This is a genomic window from Aliinostoc maniaoense (assembly GCF_058172895.1).
The window spans coordinates 5,653,018-5,667,167 of record NZ_CP187952.1 but is presented as its reverse complement, the minus strand read 5'-3'; the positions used below and the strand labels follow the sequence as shown (position 1 = coordinate 5,667,167).

The window sequence follows — 14,150 nt, the reverse complement described above, 5'->3', positions numbered from 1 at the left end:
CTACAACTCAGAATTTATTGATGAGAATATTCCTGTGAGTTCAATACAGTGGTTGACCATCGCCAGGGCATTTGATGATGGTTGAACCAAATGTCAATAGTCATACCAGCAATAATTAGGATAAACCAAAGGTATAAGTTAATGCGTGGTGATTGACTAGATGAATTTTTACGGATTTGTGTATGAGAATATTTTTTCATAATTTTCAACAATTTGTAGGAGTATTTTCAGTCAGATCGACTTTATCCATGATTCAGCACAGAAAAACAATTTTAAATTCCTGAAAAACTTTTAAATCTTGCAACTTTCACAGTCAAACTAGCAATCAACCTTCAGGACAGCTACTTTTATATTTACATGATCAACTAGTGATCTGACTAGATAAATTAAAGAACGTCACAAAATTGGCAAATAATTGTCACACCAAGTTTTTAAGATACACAGATTAGAAGTTATGACAGAGAGTGTAACCAAAAACTTTGGCTGGAAACTCATATTAACGGATGCTGCAAATACTATTAGTGAAATATTAGGATTGAGGATGTCTGATTTAATTAATCTCTTGCCGATTAGACAACTTTATCATCTGAGCCGCGATCGCTTAACTCGCTATACCGTGGCAGTTTTATCAGTTGTAATCGCTTTAACGCTGACACTGTTGTTAGAAAATTTAGTAAAATCAACAGTTTTCTCTCTATTTTTTGCTGCTGTAACTTTTAGTTCCTGGTATGGTGGATTAGAAGCTGGATTGCTGGCAACTATTCTCTCAGTTTTAGTGAGCAACTTTTGCTTAACACCTATAGCTGATAATGTAGTGCTTCGGCATGGTGCAAATCTTTTACATTTGGTTTTATTTAGTATAGTTGCATTGTTAGTTAGTTCTCTTAATGCTGGACTCCGGGTAGCAAAACAACGGGCTGAAGCTAATTTAAGTAAACTTCAACTCAGTGAACAGAAGTATCGTCAGATTGTCGATACTGCTTATGAAGGTATTTGGTTATTAAATGCACAGATGCAAACTGAATACGTTAACCAGCGATTTGTAGAAATGTTGGGTTATGGTATCGAAGAAATAAGCGATCGCTCTTGGCATGAGTTGATTCTAGAAACAGCAGAGCATAAATTGTCAGCCATCTTGGCACAATGGCAGCAAGGCTCAAGACAGCGTTTTGATTGTCGTTTTAGGACTAAAGATGGTTCTTATGTGTGGGTAATCGCTTCTACCACGCCAATTTTTACGGAACAGGGAAATTTTAACGGCGTATTATTAATGTTATCTGATATTAGCGAGCGGAAACAAGCCGAGGAGGCAATCAATCAGTTATTAGAGCAAGCGCAGTCAGCACGAGCCGAAGCAGAAGCGGCAAATCGTAGTAAAGATGAATTTCTCGCTATCCTTTCCCATGAATTGCGATCGCCCCTTAACCCGATTCTAGGTTGGGCTGAGATACTACAAAACAAAACCTTAGATCAGACAACTACTAAGTATGCTCTGCAAACTATTGAACGTAACGCTAAATTACAAACTCAATTAATTGATGACTTGCTCGATGTATCTCGCATTATGCAAGATAAAATCAGCCTCAAGTTATATCCCATTAATTTGATATCCGCTATTTACTCAGCAATAGAGATAGTAAGATTAAAAGCAGAACAAAAAAGAATATGTATATCTTTTGCAATTAGAGGTATAGACAATACAGTTAAATTACTTGAGTTTGATAGTTGCTTATCCTGGGATCAAGAAAAAGCATCTACTCAGAAATATTATGTTTTAGGTGATGCTAAACGTTTACAACAAATTTTATGGAATTTATTGTCTAATGCCGTTAAATTTACTCCACAAGGAGGCCGAGTAGATATTGAGTTATCTGTGATAATTCCTCAAGCAAGTTCTCAATTAGCAGACTCGATACCAAAATTGGCTCAAATTCAAGTCAGAGATACAGGCATAGGTATCAAGGATGAGTTTTTACCCCATGTTTTTGAATCTTTTCGTCAAGCAGATAACTCTATTACTAGGAATTTTGGTGGACTCGGTTTGGGGTTAGCAATTGTTCGGCATTTAGTAGAACTTCACGGTGGTACTATTGATGCTCAAAGTATGGGAGAAGGCCAAGGAGCAACTTTCATTGTTCAATTACCACTGCTAGAAGATAGCCAGAAAACAGAAAAAAATCATCATTCCAACACTTCTTTAAATTTAACATCTGGTTCATCACTTTTATCAGGTTTAAAAGTTTTAGTTGTAGATGATGAGCCTGAAATTCAAGAGTTGCTAACTTTTATTCTAGAACAACATAACATGATTGTGTCTACAGCTACATCGGCGGCACAAGCATTAGATATTTTGGCAAATTCACACCAAGATGTACTTATCAGTGATTTGGGTATGCCAAATGTCAATGGTTATATGTTGATGGAGAAAATTCAAGCTAGTGAAGTGAGACAATATAAGCAGCTTGTAGCGATCGCTTTAACCGGTTACGCCAGTGAATTAGATAAAAAACAGGCGCACTCAGTCGGGTTTCAAAAAATTTTAGCTAAACCTGTAGAGCAAACAGAGTTAATAAGAGCGATCGCTAATCTAACTCGAAAGAGTTTCTCAATCAATGAACATTCAACGGATTCAGCTTTATTTGGGTGATGGAATACCCCTGTTGACATAATTTCCGAAACCGTCAAGTTGTGTGCTGTATCATAACTTGTTCAGATATAGGGATAGAAAATTATGACTCCAAAACTTAAGTTTCAGCCGGTTTCTCATAGTTGGGTAGCTTTACATCCACAACCTAAAGGGGTAATTCAATTTATTGGTGGGGCTTTCTTTGGGACTTTTGCCCCTATGTTTTTCTACCGTTATTTACTGCAATCTTTATTTAATCGTGGATATACAATTATTCTCTTACCATTTAATTTTACCTTTAACCATTATGTAGAAGCTGGTTTTCTGATTAAAGAAGAATACAAAGTTACTCCAGAATTGATCAGAATGGCAAAACTAGCTAACTATGAATATCAAGTGTATTTAGAAGATAGAAATTTCTCCTGGATTGGTCATAGTATTGGTTGCAAATACATTGCTCTTTTGGAAGGGTTTACTGAATTATTAGAACACCAAGCAGATATGGAGGATTTTATTCGCAAAATAGTCATAGAAGGTAATCCACAAGCCAATAAAGTTGAAATTGAGCGAAAAATTCAGCGCATTGTTGCAGATATCAAAAGATTAATTGATGAATTGAAAGAAGAAAAAAGAACAGCTACTGAATTAAGTAGTTACTATCTTGGAGAACAAAAAGATATCTTCTCTAACTTATTCATCAAAGGTCAAACTTCTGTTCTTTTAGCTCCTGTTAACAGTGGTACTGATAGCGCAATTCCTAAATTATTAGCAAAATTCATTGATAAACTAGGATGGGGTGTTAAACCAAGTCCTGAAGAAACTTATGCTTTAATTAGCGTTACCAATCTGTTTAATTTACTAGGTTTAGTAAAATTTAAATCAGATAAAATCGCTTTAAAAACTGTCGATTGGTTTATGAATACTTTTCGCAAGCCTCCAGTTGAACTGCAAAATACTTTATCAGGAGGACATTTAAAACCTCTAGGCTTTCAGGTTGGTAATTATGTGATTAATTTCCCCGATAGTCTGCCAATTATTCAATCTACGCAACGACGAAGTTCGGAATTTGAGTTTTACGTAGATAAATTACTGGAACTTTTAGAACAAAAGCGATAGATTGATCAATGATTGGTTAGTGATTGCCAGTATATGTAATATATGTATGGTACGTAGGGTGTGTTAGGCGTAAGTCGTAACGCACCCAAAACTTTGGTGAGTGAGATACTCAACAGCTTATGTGCAGTTAGCAATTTGAGGATGATAGCCAATGCAGCTAAGTATATTTAATGGCAACTTACAAATTTCCTGGGAATGGTACGAACAGTTTCTGAGCGTTAATCTCAATCAAACTTTTGTGATTCCCCTCAATAATATAACATCTGCTGTCACAACTGAGCCTGTTAGCAGTTGGACAGAAATTCGTAGTCCTGGGACTAGTATTCCAGGGGTTATTAAGGCAGGAACATACTACAGCAGTAGAGGTAAAGAGTTTTGGTATGTGACTCAAGATAAAAATTATTTAACTTTGGAACTTAAGAATGAGTCTTTCAAACGTATAATTTTAACGATTGACAATCATCAAGATTGGGCAGAACGCATTAACCTCTCTATTCAAAGTTCGGAAACATCAACCTAGATTACAGTAAATTGTGAGGTTTGATTCTCCGAATTTTAGAGTTTAAATTTTGGATGGGGGATTGAATCTAAAATTGATTGACGATCACTCTTTTGTTGAACTACTCAAACAGCAGTGATTTAATATGGCTATAATCAGACATCCCAGAGGTTATTTTAACTATCTTGGTTTATTGGGAGCGATCGCAATTGGTGCTGTTTTACGTTTTGCCTATTTAGATTTTAAGCCTTTGTGGATGGATGAAGTTATTACAGCCATATTTAGTTTCGGAAAAAACTATCATGATTTACCTTTGGATGTAGTTGTTCCCTTAAAAAGTATCCCAGATATTTTTACTTTTCAGCCTGGAGTTAGCTGTGTGCAAATTGCTGATAACCTGGCTAGTCAGTCTACCCATCCCCCACTATTTTTTTGTGGGATGTATCGCTGGCTGGAATGGGTGAGGATATTCGGAAATAATTGGGTGATGCAATTGCGATCGCTCCCAGTTTTATTTGGTCTAGGTGCGATCGCTGCTATTTATGGGGTGAATTATATCGCATTTTCGCCAAAATCAGCAATTATTGCCGCATTATTGATGGCAATATCTCCCTTTGCTGTTTATCTTTCTCAAGAAGCACGGCACTATACCTTACCTATGTTTCTGATTACCTTATCATTGTTGTGCATCATGCAGATACAACGGGATATTGTAGAAGGAAAGGTAAAATCCTGGGCTTGGTTTCTCTGGATCTTTCTTAGTATTATTGGGTTTTACACCCATTACTTTTTTATTCTCGCTTTTATTGCTGAAATTGCTACTTTATTACTATTAATTTACCGCTATAAATTTCCGAAAAAACAGAAATATAAAGTTATTGTTGCTTTAATTATATCATCTATTAGTGTTTTAATCGCCTTCCTCCCTTGGGCAGTAATAATTATTAGTCACGCTCAACGCTCAGAAACTAATTGGCTACCCAGTACAGAATTATTTGCGCCTTTTTATCAAACTATCGTTAATCTGGCGTTAATGATGATAGCTTTACCCGTGGAAAATCAATCATTGATAATTATGATTATTTGCGGATTATTAATGTTGATTTTTACTATTTGGGTAGGATTAATTATTCTTCAAGGCTTAAAACAAATTTGGTCACAAGATACAACTCATTTGGCTACATTTACACTCATTAGTTTTACTAGTTTGATCTGGTTACAGTGTGTTGCCATAGCTTATTTATCAGGTAAAGATATTACTGCTATTCCTAGATATAGTTTTATTTATTATCCTGGTGTTTGCTCTCTCTTGGCGGCTAGTATTTCTCAGGATAAGAATTATAATATCAAAACTAAACGGCAAAGATTAATTATTATATTTGTCAGTTTATTAAGTAGTATCTTAGTTATTAATAATTTAGCTTTTCAAAAGCCATTTATGCCTGAGAAAGTTGCTGAAAATATGAATTTAGAACCATCTTTACCATTGATGTTAGTAGTGACATATCAAAGTTATCAAGATGTGGCTTTAGGATTAAGTTTTGCTTTAGCACTAGAAAAAATTAGAAATCAAACTTCAGATTCAGACAGCTTTGCTGCTGTACAAAATTATCCTACTTTAACTGATGTGTGGACGAAGCTTGCACAACTTTCCATCACGATAAAATCCCAATTCAATCTCTGGATAGTGTCCCCTGGACTCAGACGCAGAGATTATCCTGAAAAGTTAATTTTATCTGGCAACAATATTTGTACAATTGACCCTAAAAATCATTACCGCATCGGTATTCCCTATCAGCTTTACCAATGCGGTTCAGTAGATAATTGATCTTCAAAGACGCGATTTATCACGTCTCTACGTGAGGTGTTTGGGGTGATGGAGAACCTAACCCCCCTTCCCTAGTCTACCGTGTACACACAAGTCTGATAACCTTGTCCCACATCGTTTTGATCCCCCTAAATCCCCCTTAAAAAGCTATCCATTATAAACATCTTTCTTAACAGAAAAGTTGACAGAAAGTAGAAAATATGTGTTGTGTAAAAGAGAGGGGAATCTACCAAAGTCAGCACATGGAACAATGGATCACAACAGAACTAGAAACAACAGACTTAGGAGACATCAGAAGAACCAAACGGTTAATCAAAATCGTAGAAAATTTAAGTGCTAAACCAGAAGCGAGTATTCCACAAGCGAGTGGCACATGGGCACAGACTAAAGCCACCTATGACTTCTGGGATTCACCATACATCAAACCAGCGATGATTAGACAAGGACATCGAGATGCAACAGTAGAGAGAATAAGTAAGTATGGGGTAGTGTTGGCGATTCAAGACACCACAGAACTGAACTACACGACTCACAAAGCCCTATCGGGAAGAGGATATCTCGATAGCAAATATGCTCAAGGATTAAAAGTCCACTCAGTCATGACAGTCTCGCCACAGGGAATACCATTAGGCATCATAGAGCAACAAGTGTGGGCGAGAAAGGAAGAAGAATTAGGAAAGGCCGAACACAGAAAACAAAAATTGACGACGCAAAAAGAAAGCCAAAAATGGTTGGATGCTTTGAAAAGCACCGAATCAATGATTCCTGAGTCAGTAGAAGTAGTGACAATTGCCGACAGGGAAGCGGACATTTATGACTTATTTGCTTGTCCACGTCGTCCTGGTTCAGATTTTCTGATTCGAGCGACACAAAATCGCTGTTTGGTTGATACTCAACAGCATTTATGGGAACAGGTAGAATGTGTTGATGCACTCGGTACAATCACCTTGGAGGTGAAACGCAATCCTACACGACCGCAAACAACTGCTACCCTAAATCTCCGTTATCGCACAATTACCATTGCACCACCCCAAAATCGCCCCAAGACTGAACAACTAGCTGCCATCACATTACAAGCAATTTTGGTCACAGAAGTTGACCCTCCACCAGAGTGTGAGCCAATTTGTTGGTTACTGCTGACCACCTTAAAAATTAGGAATATGGAAGATGTTTTGCAGTATGTGCAATGGTACAGTTATCGTTGGTTGATTGAACGTTATCATTATGTCTTAAAAAGTGGTTGTCGTATCGAGAAACTACAACTGGAAACCGCCCACAGAATCGAGATGGCTTTGGCCACTTACAGCATCGTTGCTTGGCGTTTATTGTTTTTGACTTACTTAGCTCGTTATCAGCCGAATGCTAGTTGTGAACTGGTTCTACAACCTCACGAGTGGCAAGTCCTCTATGCTACTATACATCACCAAGTTTATCCTCATACATCACCACCTACTTTAGCTGAAGTTGTCAATTGGATGGCTCGACTTGGTGGATTTTTAGGTCGTAAAGGCGATGGTTCTCCTGGTGTTAAAGTTCTCTGGCGTGGCTTGACTCGATTACATGATCTTGTTGAAGGTTGGCAAGTTTGTCAGTCTCTCTATCATTAATTATTAATTCTTGCCTGATCTAGACTCAATTTGTTGGGTGTGAGTGCTTTCATTCCTCTGATGAGATGTTCACACCCAGGTTGTGATGAGATCATTCGGACTTTTTGCTGTTTTTTTCCTTTTCATCTTGATTTTTCCCCATCTTTGCTGCTGTTATTTTGTCTGACTCCTGGCTGCATAACTCCTTACTTCTGTCAACTTTCCTGTTAAGAAAGATGTTTATAATGGATAGCTTAAAAAAGGGGGACTTTGATTCTTGTTCCCCCTTTTTTAAGGGGGGCTAGGGGGGATCAAGTCACATTTTGCACTCAGCACAAAGACGTGTGTACACCGTAGCCTTTTTTCAAGGGGGGTTAGGGGGGATCAAATTATATGCAGCTTCATAAAGAATTGGTCTGATTAACTTCTGAGGTTAACGCCGAATTTCTCAACTAAGGCTTCACGGACTTTGTTGTGAACCGGCTCGACTTCGGTATCGGTAAGAGTGCGATCGCCTGAGCGATATACTAGACGAAAGGCTAAACTGCGTTGTCCTTGGGGGACGTTTTCGCCACGGTATTCATCAAACAGTTCTACAGATTCTAGTAAGCCTTTACCAGCTTTGTTAATCGCTTTTTCTAGTTCGGCGACGGAAACTTTCACCGGTGCAAAGAAAGCGATATCACGATCGCTAGCTGGGTAGGTAGAATAGGCTTTAAATGCTGGCACAAGTATTTCATCCTCGTCTACAGCATCTAACAGCACGTTTAAATCTAACTGAAAGAGATAAACCGATTCTGGTAAACCTTTATCTCTGCGAATTTGGGGATGGAGTTGTCCAAAGATACCTAAACTATTACCTCTAATCCATAATGAAGCGGTGCGGCCTGGGTGGAGGCGTGCATCACGGCAATCAGGTTGATATTCTACTTGTATGCCTAATTGCTGGAAGACGCTTTCTAAAATACCTTTGGCTTCAAACCAGGTCATCGGTTGTTCTTTGCCACCTTTTGACCATTTACCAATGGTTCTATCTCCGCCCATGATACCAGCGATCGCATCTTTTTCTAACAAACCTTCTTCTTCTTGCCAGAAAATTCGCCCAATTTCAAAACCATTCAGAGAACCGTTACCTTGTTCGAGGTTGTATTGGAATGCGTCGATTAAACCAGAGATTAAATCGGTACGTAAGGCGGAATATTCGGTGAATAAGGGGTTACTTAAGACAACTTGTCTACTATCCCCAGGTTTAACTAAGGAATATTGTATTAACTCCGTTAAACCTTCCCCGCGTAAAGTGGCGCGTAACTTGCGAGTTAATTCTTGGTCTATGGGTAAATAACCAGCTTCCGCTTTATCTGGTAGGGTATCACAAAAGCGATCGTAACCATAGAGACGAGCAATTTCTTCAATTAAATCAATTTCTCGCTCTAAGTCCCGGTAACGATAAGGGGGAACAATAACATTCCAAACTTTCTCTCCCGTGGTGGTTAGCTGACAACCCAAAGCTGTGAGGATTCTTTCTACGTCTTCCGCTTCTAGTTCTCCTGTGTCCTCACCCAAAATTACAGGCCCCAACACTTCATTTACTCGGTCTAAACGCAAAGAAATAGAACGACTCCAACTAGAAGGATCAGGACGGGTATCAGCAGTTTCTTGATGAACAATAACACCGCCAGCTAATTCTACAATCAGGGACAGAGCGCGACGACAAGCCACTTCCAACTCTGCACGGTTGACACCGCGTTCATATCTTCCCGAAGATTCACTTCTTAACCCGACACTGCGGGAGGAACGGCGAATAGCGACAGAATCAAATAACGCTGCTTCTAAAACTAAGCTTTGTGTCCCGTCGTGGACTTCTGTTTCTTCGCCACCCATTACCCCCGCTAAAGCCACGGGTTTATCATTGGCAGTAATTAATAAATTTTGGGTGGTTAAATTGCGAGTTTGTCCGTCTAGGGTTTTAAGAGTTTCCCCAGCGTTAGCAAATCGCACACCAATGCTAGTATTTTCACTACCACCGACAGATTTTAAACGGTCTTTATCAAAGGCGTGTAGCGGTTGCCCCCATTCTAATAATACATAGTTGGTAATATCTACAACATTATTGATGGGACGCACTCCCGCCGCCCGCAGGCGTTGCTGTAACCATTCGGGGGCAGGGGCAATTGTGACATTATCAATCACTGTGCCAATGTAAGCTGGACAAGCTTGGGTATCAGCTATTTTTAAACTTAACGCCCCAGCATTTTGGGATATTGATATTTCCCCAGGTGCAGGGATGCTCAACTGTGCGCCTGTCAAAGCTGCAACTTCCCGCGCTATCCCCACCATACTTAAAGCATCTGCACGGTTAGCGGTGGCGGTGACATCTAAAATGATGTCATCCAAACCCAATAAAGGGCGCACATCACTACCCAAGGTCATATTTTCTTCAGGGAAAAGATGAATACCGTCTACATCTGTGGGTAAACCGAGTTCTTTTAAAGAACAAATCATCCCCTGAGATGGAACACCGCGCAGTTTGGCGGGTTTGATTTTTAAGTCGATATTGGGTAAATAAGTGCCTGTAGTCGCTACTGGTACATAAATATCAGCCCGGACATTAGACGCACCACAGACAATGTTTAAAGTTTCCGCCGCACCGACATCGACTGTGCAAACACTCAACTTATCAGCGTTGGGGTGGGGTTGACGCTCAAGCACTCTACCCACTACAACGCCGTCAGCCCAGGTGCGCCGGTCTTCAATATCTTCGACTTCAAACCCAGCCATCGTAAGGGTTTCTGCCAGTTCTTCGTGGCTCAGTTTTATCTCTACTAGTTCCCGCAGCCAATTCAGAGATATACGCATGAGTGTGCTTGTTTTCAGTTCGTCTTTTGCTTTAATTTTAGGTCGCCTCTGTGGTTTTGAGGTTTTCCCGTTGATCATCCTACTACGTTAGTAATTCGTAATTCGTAATTTTTAATTTAAGTGAGGCTGCGGCATCTAGATTTAATAATCAACAGGAAACCCAACACCCTAACAAACACAGGGGTGTTGGGGTATAAGGGTTGAGAGGAAGAAACTAATTTTTTATCTCAACTGATACCAATTCTCTATGAAGTTGTACCAAATAAATAATGTAGAGACGTTGCATGCAACATAAATAATGTAGAGACGTTGCATGCAACGTCTCTACAGTCCAGAATAAAGCGCATCTATGGCTACGCCAGGCAAGCTACATGAAGAAACGATATGAGTTTTTAGTAAACTCCTCTCTCGCTATTCAATTTTTCTTCATGTTTAGCAATTACCCAAATTGCATGAATACTACCGGGAAGCCAACCTAAAAGGGTGAGCAAAATATTAATAATTAAGGTTGGCCCTATTCCCACAGTCAAGAAAACACCTAATGGGGGTACTAATAATCCAAGAATAAAACGTACTAATTTCATGAGATTGTTCTTAGTTTTTCAAGTTTATTTACATTGTGTTTAACTAACCAAATGGCAAACTCCATCTCAGGAATTATCTTATGATTAAGATTAAGAATGGCTGAAATCAAGGGAATTTGCTGAAGGTATTTGTAACTAGCTAGATGGCAATTCACCTTTAGTATCTGTCTCTGAAGGCAAGGTGAGATTTTTTTCAACAAAATACTTGCTAATAAGTGTGTTAGCAAAAGATAAAACAACAGGCCCCAAAATAAAGGCAATCAGACCACGAACGCTAAAACCTGGTACTAATGCGGCTGCTAATGAAAAACAAATACCGTTAACTACCAGAGAAAATGCTCCCAGTGTTAAGAAATTTAGGGGTAAAGATAGAGTTGAAAGAACTGGTTTTACTGACCCATTAATTAAACCAATTACCAAGGCAGCAATTAAAGCGGCTGGAAAGTTAGCAATGTTCACACCAGGCACAACTAAATCAACGATTAGTAAGCTTAGTGCTGTAGCTAAAGTTATTAAGAAAGTTCCTAACATTGTATTACCTAAAAATTCAGAGAAAACTATTTGTAATTTCCTCTTATATCTTTAAATAATCGCTGATATATCAGCATCCCTTGCGAGATATATTATCTCTCTCCCCAAGGGATGATTTCATTTAATAGTGATGAATACTCTGTTCTTTTTTGCTATATTACGCCGTGTGCAACTTTCTCTCAAACCTAACCCCCAGCCCCTTCCCTACAAGGAGCAAGAATCAAAGTAGAGACGTTGCATGCAACGTCTCTACATTTACAGGAGGGGTTTTAATAAGAAGTTGCACATCGCGTTATATTGTTACTGCTTAACGGCTTTCATGGACAAACTAATACGCCTTAATTTCTCATTGACTTCTAATACCCGCACTTTTACTACTTGTCCTACTTTCACAACTTTTTTAGGATCATCAATAAATCTATCGGCGAGTTGGGAGATATGTACTAACCCGTCTTGATGAACACCAATATCAACAAATGCGCCAAAGTTAGCAACATTGGTGATAATTCCCTCTAGTTCCATTCCCTCTTGCAAGTCGCTGATTTCTTTAATGCCTTCTTTAAAGGTGGCGTACTTAAATTCTGCACGGGGATCTCTACCTGGTTTTTCTAGTTCTTTAAGGATGTCTCGCAGGGTAGGTTCACCAACGCTATCGGTGACGTATTTTTTTAAGTTGGTCTTTTGCAGTTTTTCGGCAATTTGCGTAACTTGATTTAATGGTACGTTTAAATCAGAGGCGATCGCTTTCACTACTGGGTAACTTTCTGGATGCACGGCTGTATTATCCAAGGGGTTTTCTCCGCCACGAATACGCAAAAAACCCGCCGCTTGTTCAAAGGCTTTCGGCCCCAGTTTCGCTACTTTCAATAACTGTTGACGATTTTTAAACGCCCCATGCTGATTGCGATAAGCCACAATATTATTAGCAACTGTAGGTGTAATTCCCGAAACAAAAGTTAATAATTCTTTTGATGCTGTATTTAAGTCTACGCCAACATAGTTCACACAACTTTCTACAGTTTCATCTAATTTCTTCTTTAATAACTTTTGATCTACATCATGCTGATATTGTCCCACACCGATTGATTTGGGGTCAATTTTCACCAATTCTGCTAAAGGATCTTGCAACCGCCTACCAATACTAATAGCACCTCGCACCGTCACATCTAAATCAGGAAACTCATTAATCGCCACTTTACTAGCAGAATATATAGATGCACCAGACTCATTAACTATGACTTTGATGGGTTTACGCTCTAGTGCTTGTAATACTTGCGTGACAAATTCATCTGTTTCACGGGAGGCTGTACCATTACCAATAGCAATTAACTCGATTTTGTATTTTTCAATCAAATTTTTGAGAGTTTGGGCGGCTTTATTCCGTTGTTCAGCCGCTTGATGGGGAAATATCGCCTGATATTCTAAAAATTTACCAGTTTGTTCGAGAATTGCGACTTTGCACCCAGTTCTAAATCCGGGATCTATCGCTAAAGTTGGTTTCATTCCCGCAGGTGCAGATAGTAATAATTCTCGTAAATTTGCTTCAAAGGTTTTGATGGATTCTATATCTGCATAGGTTTTCTTTTCTGAAATTACTTCTCCTATTAAGGAAGTTTTCATGAGGCGATTAAAAGCATCTTTGAGCATTGCTTGATAAAAATCCCTAATTCCTCGCACTTTAGTTTTAATTTCCTGGGATTCTAAATAGGAAAGGACAACATCTTCGTCAAAAGCAATATCAAAGTTTAATATTCCCTCAGCTTCTCCCCGACATAAAGCCAGCATATTATGGGGAGCAATATTTTTGACTTTAATTTGATAATTGCGGTACATTTCAAACTTAGTTGTACCTTCAGGGTAGTCATCTTTAATGCGGGAAACAAAGACACCATCTTCTAAGAAATAATCCCGAATATAGGCGCGTAAATCAGCTTTTTCGGCGGCTTCTTCCGCTAAAATATCACTCGCACCTTTCAAGGCTTCATCGGCAGTTTTTACCCCTGTGGCTTCGGCAATATATTTTGCTGCTTCTTCCTGTAATGATGCAGAAACGGGATTTTTGACATTTAAACCTTTGATAAAATCTGCTAAGGGTTGCAAACCTTTCTCTCTAGCGATAGTTGCACGGGTGCGGCGTTTGGGGCGATATGGTAGGTATAAATCCTCAAGTTCTGTTTTTTGTAAGCAAGATGAAATTTTATTTTGTAACTCGTCAGTCAGTTTACCTTGTTCCGCGATCGCTTTTAAAATTACTGACTTTCTTTCCTCTAATTCTGTTAAGTATGTATACCTATCAGCTAAATCACGCAGTTGGATTTCATTCATTTCTCCAGTGCGTTCTTTTCGGTAACGTGCAATAAAGGGAACTGTCGCACCCTCTGCTAAAAGTAAGAGTGCGTTTTCTACTTGATAGGGTTTAAGTTCTAGTTCTGTTGCCAGGATCTTAGGAATGTTTTGCATTAGGTGTCTCAGCAAAATATCAGTTTTAAATTTAATATGCTAAATATTTGCGCTAGTGACAGCA

The 14,150-nt window shown here is 38.9% G+C and carries 10 protein-coding genes; 5 read left to right on the top strand and 5 right to left on the bottom strand.

All coding sequences use genetic code 11. From position 1 onward, the window contains the following. Positions 1-14: 14 nt before the first annotated feature. Positions 15-200, bottom strand: a complete 186-nt coding sequence (locus ACPZ3T_RS24740) for a hypothetical protein (RefSeq protein WP_490272088.1) — start codon at positions 198-200, stop codon at positions 15-17. A gap of 254 nt (positions 201-454) precedes the next feature. Here ACPZ3T_RS24740 and ACPZ3T_RS24735 point away from each other — a divergent pair, with 254 nt between their 5' ends. The 5 genes from ACPZ3T_RS24735 (at position 455) to ACPZ3T_RS24715 (ending at position 7,676) form a co-directional block, all read left to right on the top strand. Beyond that, a complete protein-coding gene (locus ACPZ3T_RS24735) occupies positions 455-2,647 on the top strand; it encodes a hybrid sensor histidine kinase/response regulator (protein ID WP_490272087.1) in 2,193 nt (730 codons plus the stop codon). 84 nt (positions 2,648-2,731) lie between these two features. Next, the gene (locus ACPZ3T_RS24730) at positions 2,732-3,742 is read left to right on the top strand and encodes a DUF1350 family protein (protein WP_490272086.1); all 1,011 of its coding nucleotides are present in this window, start codon (positions 2,732-2,734) and stop codon (positions 3,740-3,742) included. Between the two features lie 151 nt (positions 3,743-3,893). Beyond that, positions 3,894-4,262, top strand: coding sequence for a hypothetical protein (locus ACPZ3T_RS24725; RefSeq protein ID WP_490272085.1), 369 nt, complete (start codon positions 3,894-3,896; stop codon positions 4,260-4,262). A gap of 124 nt (positions 4,263-4,386) precedes the next feature. Continuing rightward, entirely contained in the window at positions 4,387-6,069 is a 1,683-nt protein-coding gene (locus ACPZ3T_RS24720; protein WP_490272084.1) for a glycosyltransferase family 39 protein, read from the top strand. Between the two features lie 242 nt (positions 6,070-6,311). After that, the gene (locus ACPZ3T_RS24715) at positions 6,312-7,676 is read left to right on the top strand and encodes an IS4 family transposase (protein ID WP_490272083.1); all 1,365 of its coding nucleotides are present in this window, start codon (positions 6,312-6,314) and stop codon (positions 7,674-7,676) included. A 399-nt stretch (positions 7,677-8,075) separates the two neighbouring features. On the opposite strand, the gene pheT is transcribed toward ACPZ3T_RS24715, so the two are convergent. The 4 genes from pheT to ACPZ3T_RS24695 all read right to left on the bottom strand — a co-directional run bounded on the left by pheT (position 8,076) and on the right by ACPZ3T_RS24695 (position 14,086). After that, a complete protein-coding gene (gene pheT, locus ACPZ3T_RS24710; RefSeq protein ID WP_490272082.1) occupies positions 8,076-10,511 on the bottom strand; it encodes a phenylalanine--tRNA ligase subunit beta in 2,436 nt (811 codons plus the stop codon). Positions 10,512-10,903: 392 nt separating this feature from the next. Then, positions 10,904-11,095 (bottom strand): YqaE/Pmp3 family membrane protein, encoded by a 192-nt coding sequence (locus ACPZ3T_RS24705; RefSeq protein WP_490272081.1) that lies wholly within the window; start codon positions 11,093-11,095, stop codon positions 10,904-10,906. Between the two features lie 135 nt (positions 11,096-11,230). Then, a complete protein-coding gene (locus ACPZ3T_RS24700; RefSeq protein WP_490272080.1) occupies positions 11,231-11,626 on the bottom strand; it encodes a phage holin family protein in 396 nt (131 codons plus the stop codon). 300 nt (positions 11,627-11,926) lie between these two features. Continuing rightward, positions 11,927-14,086 carry a Tex family protein gene (locus tag ACPZ3T_RS24695; RefSeq protein WP_490272079.1) on the bottom strand — a complete coding sequence of 720 codons (2,160 nt, stop codon included), beginning with the start codon at positions 14,084-14,086 and terminating at the stop codon, positions 11,927-11,929. Positions 14,087-14,150: the final 64 nt, after the last annotated feature.

What these genes read in the sequence shown, in the direction of transcription:
- ACPZ3T_RS24730 (WP_490272086.1), top strand. Translation starts at nt 2,732, where the DNA reads ATGACTCCAAAACTTAAGTTTCAGCCGGTTTCTCATAGTTGGGTAGCT.
- ACPZ3T_RS24695 (WP_490272079.1), bottom strand. Translation starts at nt 14,086, where the DNA reads ATGCAAAACATTCCTAAGATCCTGGCAACAGAACTAGAACTTAAACCC.
- ACPZ3T_RS24705 (WP_490272081.1), bottom strand. Translation starts at nt 11,095, where the DNA reads ATGAAATTAGTACGTTTTATTCTTGGATTATTAGTACCCCCATTAGGT.
- pheT (WP_490272082.1), bottom strand. Translation starts at nt 10,511, where the DNA reads ATGCGTATATCTCTGAATTGGCTGCGGGAACTAGTAGAGATAAAACTG.
- ACPZ3T_RS24735 (WP_490272087.1), top strand. Translation starts at nt 455, where the DNA reads ATGACAGAGAGTGTAACCAAAAACTTTGGCTGGAAACTCATATTAACG.
- ACPZ3T_RS24725 (WP_490272085.1), top strand. Translation starts at nt 3,894, where the DNA reads ATGCAGCTAAGTATATTTAATGGCAACTTACAAATTTCCTGGGAATGG.
- ACPZ3T_RS24715 (WP_490272083.1), top strand. Translation starts at nt 6,312, where the DNA reads ATGGAACAATGGATCACAACAGAACTAGAAACAACAGACTTAGGAGAC.
- ACPZ3T_RS24700 (WP_490272080.1), bottom strand. Translation starts at nt 11,626, where the DNA reads ATGTTAGGAACTTTCTTAATAACTTTAGCTACAGCACTAAGCTTACTA.
- ACPZ3T_RS24720 (WP_490272084.1), top strand. Translation starts at nt 4,387, where the DNA reads ATGGCTATAATCAGACATCCCAGAGGTTATTTTAACTATCTTGGTTTA.
- ACPZ3T_RS24740 (WP_490272088.1), bottom strand. Translation starts at nt 200, where the DNA reads ATGAAAAAATATTCTCATACACAAATCCGTAAAAATTCATCTAGTCAA.